9 protein-coding genes are annotated in these 5,967 nt (G+C 70.0%); all 9 read right to left on the reverse strand.

Features of this window, described 5'->3' with window-relative positions; translation table 11 throughout:
* On the reverse strand, positions 1 to 194 hold a 194-nt coding region (locus ACTS11_RS19640; RefSeq protein WP_442641974.1), incomplete at its 3' end, for a rubredoxin.
* A complete protein-coding gene (locus ACTS11_RS19645; RefSeq protein ID WP_442641975.1) occupies positions 191 to 1,030 on the reverse strand; it encodes a hydrogenase expression/formation protein in 840 nt (279 codons plus the stop codon). The genes ACTS11_RS19645 and ACTS11_RS19640, both read right to left, overlap by 4 nt.
* Positions 1,031 to 1,045: 15 nt before the next feature.
* Positions 1,046 to 1,438, reverse strand: a complete 393-nt coding sequence (locus ACTS11_RS19650) for a hydrogenase accessory protein (protein ID WP_442641976.1) — start codon at positions 1,436 to 1,438, stop codon at positions 1,046 to 1,048.
* A gap of 16 nt (positions 1,439 to 1,454) precedes the next feature.
* A complete protein-coding gene (locus tag ACTS11_RS19655; RefSeq protein WP_442641977.1) occupies positions 1,455 to 1,775 on the reverse strand; it encodes a HypC/HybG/HupF family hydrogenase formation chaperone in 321 nt (106 codons plus the stop codon).
* Between the two features lie 4 nt (positions 1,776 to 1,779).
* Positions 1,780 to 2,391 (reverse strand): HyaD/HybD family hydrogenase maturation endopeptidase, encoded by a 612-nt coding sequence (locus tag ACTS11_RS19660; protein WP_442641978.1) that lies wholly within the window; start codon positions 2,389 to 2,391, stop codon positions 1,780 to 1,782.
* Between the two features lie 243 nt (positions 2,392 to 2,634).
* Positions 2,635 to 3,396, reverse strand: coding sequence for a Ni/Fe-hydrogenase, b-type cytochrome subunit (gene cybH / locus ACTS11_RS19665; protein ID WP_442641982.1), 762 nt, complete (start codon positions 3,394 to 3,396; stop codon positions 2,635 to 2,637).
* 38 nt (positions 3,397 to 3,434) lie between these two features.
* On the reverse strand, positions 3,435 to 3,641 hold the full coding sequence (locus ACTS11_RS19670) for a DUF6732 family protein (RefSeq protein ID WP_442641979.1): 207 nt from the start codon (positions 3,639 to 3,641) through the stop codon (positions 3,435 to 3,437).
* 12 nt (positions 3,642 to 3,653) lie between these two features.
* Positions 3,654 to 5,447 carry a nickel-dependent hydrogenase large subunit gene (locus ACTS11_RS19675; protein ID WP_442641980.1) on the reverse strand — a complete coding sequence of 598 codons (1,794 nt, stop codon included), beginning with the start codon at positions 5,445 to 5,447 and terminating at the stop codon, positions 3,654 to 3,656.
* A 3-nt stretch (positions 5,448 to 5,450) separates the two neighbouring features.
* Positions 5,451 to 5,967, reverse strand: a 517-nt coding sequence (locus ACTS11_RS19680) for a hydrogenase small subunit (RefSeq protein ID WP_442641981.1), incomplete at its 5' end; no start/stop codon positions are given.

Here is a 5,967-nt window from a genome sequence, read left to right on the forward strand (position 1 = left end):
GCCGTCTTCTCCGCCCCGCAGGTGGGGCAGGTCCAGTCCTCGGGCAGCGCCGTGAAGGGCGTTCCGGGATCGATCTGGCGGAAGTCGCAGCCGCGCGCCGGGTCGTAGACGGTCCAGCAGATCTTGCACTCGAGCACCGCCTGCGGACTGAGGCCGGTGTCGGAATGGTGGTAGCCGCCCTCGAAGACGCTCATCCGATCGCCTCCAGCACCTTGAGCAGGCGGGCGCCGGAGTCGCTCAGGTCCTCGGGCGCGGCCAGCACGACCTCGGGCATGTCCGACACTTCCAGCGTGTCGAGGATCAGCGTGTCCATCGAGTTGAAGAACTGCACGCGCCAGACGCGGGCCAGCGCCGTCGCCGTCACGCGGCAATTGCCGTAGCCGCGGCTCAGGATCGTGACCGCGCCCTCGCCGAGCGCCGCGTCGAGCCAGCGCAGGTCGTCCTCGGTGTGCGGCAGGAGGGTGAAGTTCACGACATGCGGCGGGGCGCCGGGGGCCTGCGTTCTCGACTGCTCGGCAAGCTCGGCATAGATCGGCGGCGCGTTGATGACGCCGGGCCCCTTCGGTGCTTCGGCACCCCGGGCGGGGCGCAGCGGCGCGAAGGCGCGGGTGCGCAGCGCGCCCGGGATCGCGCCGACCTCGATCCTGTCGGTGCCGGGCCCGGACAGCACCCAGACACCCGCGAACCGCGTCTCCTGCACCGCGAGCGGCGGAACCCCGCGGAGCCTGGCCGAGACCTCGCCCTCGCCGAGCGTGTCGGCGACGAGCGCGCGGTTCCCGGCGTCGAGGGGGGCGAGGTCGAACTGCCGCGTGCCGCCCTCGGTCGCGATCCGCGTGCAGGCTGCGGCGACCTCCTGTATCAGCGCCAGCGCCGGTCCGACGGCGTCCGGGTTCTCGACCTCCGGCGTGTGGGGGATGAAGACGGCCATGTCCTTCGGCATGGTCATGTAGCTCAGCTCGTCCCCGCCGCCCTGGGCGAGCTGCGAGCCGGGGCCGAAACCGACGGGGGGAAGGCGGAAATCGCTGGGCATGGTCTGGCTCCGGGCTCAGGCGTCGAGGGGCTGGGTGCGGGCGGCGAGGATCTGGGCGATCCGCGCCATGTAGTCGGACCAGTCGCGCACGCGGGGCAGGGCGCCGATCTGCATCCCGTCGCGGAAGAAGATCAGCGAGGGCGTCTTGTAGACCGCGACCGCCTCGCGCGTGGCGGCCTCGATGGCGTCGTCCACCACGGCGCAGTCGAAGGCCTGCTGGAAGGCCTGCCGAAGCTCGGGCAGGATCACCGCCACATCGGTCGTCTCGAGGTTGCGGACCGGATCGCCGGGGATGAAGAGGACGTGGACGCCCGGCGCCCCGATGAAGGCGTCGCGATCGGCCTCGGTCGCGAGGCGCGGGAAGCCGAACTCGCTGGTCAGCCGGTCGATGAGGGGGTGGCTCGTCACATGCGTCTCCCTTGGGTCATGCCGTCGTCTTGCCCGCCGCCTGCGCCGCCCGGAGGTGCGGCGGAAGCTGCGGGCCGCGGGCCTCGATGTCGTCGAAGGCGTCGCCCACGCCGCCCCCGGCCATGACCGAGCGCAGCGCGCCGACGGCGGCGCGAATCCTCAGCGCCTCGTCGGGGTCGAGCACCTCGCGCGCGGTGCCGAGAAAGTTCAGGACCCAGGTGCCGGGCGGCACCGGGCCGGTGAGCGAGAGGTCGATGGCCAGCGTCTCGGCCCCGTCGCGCGCGTGGCCGAGGATGCCCTCCACCGCCACGATCTCGACGGGGATGCCGATGCACATGCGCCTAACCCTCCCGCCGGGGGAGGAAGCGCGCGTCGCCGTGGCGATAGGCGGCCTCGGCGCTCGGCCGGCCGCTCTCGTAGGCGCCGCGGCGGATGGCGGGGTCGGCCAGGTCGGGCGCGTGGGCGGTGCCGGGCCGCGCCGACACGCCCCAGTCCGCGAGCTTCTCGAGCGCGATGCCGAGCGCGGGCTCGATCTGCGCCGCCACGATGTCCCTGAGCCCGCCGCCGTAATCCTCGAGTTCCTCCGGCTGGCAGCCGATGAGGCAGAGCCGCGCGGGGCAGCAACCCATGAGCTGCGCGGTCGCGATCACGTCCTGGAAGCCCGTCTGGTGCAGGCTCATCTTCTTGGCGCCCATGAAGGCGGGAACGGCGTCGTTCTCGACCACCTTCAGCATTCCGGGCGGCAGGCCGTAATCGACCGCGTCGAAGACGAGGAGGTTCCGCGCCTCCTCGAGGAAGGGCAGGAGGTAGAGGCCCTGCGTGCCGCCGTCGAGGATGCGCACCTCCGGGCCGAAGGAATGCAGTTCGGCCAGCCGCTCGACGCAGCGCACGCCGAAGCCTTCGTCCGCCCAGAGCACGTTGCCGATACCGAGGATGAGGGTCGTCTCTGGCATCCGCACCTCCCCGTGCGTCGCCGTACTGGCCGCGTGCTTGCCGATCGCCCGCGGAACCGGTCGGTCGCTTAGCAGTAGTCGCCCGATGGTTGTATGAATTTGATCTGGATCAAATTGAGGTAGAAATCGGCGACCGCCCCGCCAACGGATACGGTCAGTGCCTGTCCACCCGCCGGAAGCGTCGCGGCGCCCGGGCCGTCTGTCCGGCCCGGGCGCCTGTCCCTCCTGTCCGCCGGATCGGGCTCAGTCCGGTCTGTCGTCCTTGAAGGTGCGGTGGCCCGAGATCATGGTCGAGACCATCGACTGCCGGGACATGATGTCCTCGCGGATCGCCGCGTAGACGTGGATCATGACGAAGACCAGGATCGCCCACATGCCGAGCTGGTGGATCGAGTGCAGCGCCTGGCTTCCGCCGACGAGCGGGATGATCCAGCCGAACATGCGGTCCGCCCAGGACCCGAGCCCCAGCCCCTCGGAATAGAGGGCGAAGCCGGTGAAGATCATGAAGGTGATCCCGAGCGTCATGAAGAAGAACATCGCGATCTGCGCCAGCGGGTTGTGGCCCACGTATTTCTTCGGCTCCCGCTCGAGGAAGAGATACCAGCGCAGCTCGAAGACGACCTCCTTCCACCAATGCATGTTCCAGACCGGCAGCACGAAGAGCTGCCGGGCGTGGTGGTTGCCCACGAAGGCCCAGTAGAGCCGCCCCAGGAAGCCGATCGTCATGATGAAGGCGGCGGCGAAATGGGCGAAGCGGATGTAGCCGAAGGTGAACTGGTGGGTCGCCTCGCCGATCATCATGGTCGGCGGGGGATTGGCGATCAGGTAGCCGGTCACGCAGAGCACGGTGATCGCGGCGGCGTTGATCCAGTGCCACAGGCGGACGGGCGCCTCGTAGACGTAGACCGAGGTGCGCCGCCGGATGCTCTCGAGGTCCGCGGCGGTGGCGTCCCCCGTCAGCCGGGCGGCGGGCAGGATGTCGAGGTCCGGCCGCGCCTGGTGGATCGAGGTCGAGCGGATCGGCTCGTCGTCGGTGGTGTCCTTCACGGCTTGTCCCTCCGCGAGGCCCCGCGGCGGCGCGCGAGGAACCCGCCGAGCGCCACGACGCAGAGCGCGGCGAGCCCCAGCGTGACCGCGAGGTGGGGCAGGTCGGCGACCCAGTGGGTCGCCGGCGACGCGTCATGGCCCGGATGGGCGAGGGCCGGGCCCGCCGCGAGACCGGCGAGGGCGAGCGTGCTGATGCGTTTCATGGGCGCTTCTCCTCAGCGGACCTTGACGGTGGTGAGCTCGTGGCCGTCGGGCGACATCACGTGCGTCGAGCAGGCGAGGCAGGGGTCGAAGCTGTGCAGCGTGCGCAGGATCTCGACCGGCTCCTCGGGGCGCTCCATCGGCGTGCCGAGCAGGCTCGCCTCGAAGGCGCCGATGTTGCCCGCGCCGTCGCGGGGGCTGCCGTTCCAGGTGGTGGGGACCACGCACTGGTAGTTCTCGATCCGTCCGCTCTCGATCGTGACCCAGTGGCCGAGCGCGCCGCGCGGCGCCTCGGTGAAACCCACGCCCCGCGTCGAGGCGGGCCATGTCGAGGGCTCCCACCGCTCGATGTTGGCGGTGCTCTCGTCGCCGTTGCGGATGTTGGTGACGAGCTTGTCGAAGAAGTGCCGCTGCAGATCGGCGCAGTACTGCGCCTCGAGCGCGCGGGCGGCCGTGCGCCCCAGCGTCGAGAACAGCGCCTCCACCGGCAGGTCCATGGTCCGGAGGAGCCCCGTGACCTGGTCGGTGATCTGCTCGTGGCCGGAGGCGTAGCCCACGATGTAGCGGGCCAGCGGGCCCACCTCCATCGCGTGACCCCGCCAGCGCGGCGCCTTGATCCACGAGTATTTCGCGGCCTCGTCGATCTCGCGGATATGGGTCCGCTCGCCGACGGTGTTGGGCCCCAGCTCGAAGCGGGCCTCGGTGACGCCGTCCCAGGGGTGCTTGCCCACGCCCGGCTCGCCGTAGTCGTACCAGGAATGGTCGACGAACTCCTGCACCTGCTCGGGGTCGCGCATGTCGACCTCGTGCACCTGGCTGAGGTCGCCGTTGATGATGGCGCCCCGCGGCAGGTGGAGCTGGCCCGCGTCGAAGTTGTTGGCGTGCTCGGGAATGTCGCCGTAGCTCAGGACCGCCTGGCTCGACAGCCCGCCGCCGTGCAGCCAGTCGCGGTAGAAGCCGCCGATGGCGATCACGTCGGGGATGTAGACGTTGCGCACGAACTCCTCGCAGAGCGTGAGGATCGAGGAGACGTGGTTCAGCCGCTCCATGTTGATCGCGCCCACGGCGCCCGCCGAATGCACGTTGATCGGGCAGGGCACGCCGCCCACCAGCCAGTTCGGATGCGGGTTCTTGCCCCCGAAGATGGTGTGGACCTTCACGATCTCCTTCTGGAGGTCGAGCGCCTCGAGATAGTGGGTCACCGCCATCAGGTCCGCCTCGGGCGGCAGCCGGTAGGCCGGATTGTCCCAGTAGCCGTTCTTGAACAGGCCGAGCTGGCCCGATTCCACGAATTGCCGCAGGCGGTTCTGGATGTCGCGGAAATAGCCGGGCGAGGACATTGGGTGGTTCGGACCCACCGTCTGCTGCAGCTCGCTGGTGGCGCGCGGATCTGCCCGCAGCGCGTTGACCGGGTTCACCCAGTCCAGCGCGTGCAGGTGGTAGAAATGCACGACGTGGTCGTGAATCTGCAGGTTGAGCTGCATGATGTTGCGGATCGAGTTCGCGTTCTCGGGGATGGCGATCCCGAGCGCGTCCTCGACCGCCCGCACGCTGGTCAGCGCGTGGGTGCCGGTGCAGACGCCGCAGATCCGCTCGGTGAAGGCCCAGGCGTCGCGCGGATCGCGGCCGCGCAGGATGACCTCGAGGCCCCGCCACATCGTGCCGGTGGAGACCGCGTTGCGGATGACGCCCTCGTCGTCGACGTTGACCTCGCAGCGCATGTGCCCCTCGATCCGCGTGACGGGATCGACGACGATGCGCCGGCCGGAATTGTCGAGCGAGAAACCGTTGGGTGTGTCGAGAACCATGGCTTACGCCTCCTCTCGGGCGGCGTCCTGCCGCTTGACCTGTGCCGACTTGAGCGCGCTGACGGCGGCATGGAGCGCGATGCCCCCGCCGACCGCGCCGGCCGCGGCCATGCCGATCTGGCCGGCATTGGCCTCGACCCCGAACTGCGTGAGGTCGGTGACGCGGTCGTAGAAGCTGCCGTGATCCCAGAAGCCGTCCTCCGAGCAGCCGATGCAGCCGTGGCCGGACTGGATGGGGAAGGACACGCCCTCGTTGAAGCCGATGGTGGAGCAGGCGTTGTAGGTGGTCGGCCCCCGGCACCCCATCTTGTAGAGGCAGTAGCCGCGCCGCGCGTTGTCGTCGTCCCAGGTCTCGACGAATTGTCCGGCGTCGAAATGGGCGCGGCGGTAGCACTTGTCGTGGATGCGCTGGCCGTAGAACATCGCGGGCCGCCCCTGCCGGTCGAGCTCGGGCAGCCGGTCGAAGGTCAGCATGTAGGTGATCACGCCCGTCATCACCTCGGCGATGGGCGGGCAGCCG

Source organism: Roseicyclus sp. (genome assembly GCF_052168335.1).
GTDB lineage: Bacteria > Pseudomonadota > Alphaproteobacteria > Rhodobacterales > Rhodobacteraceae > Roseibacterium.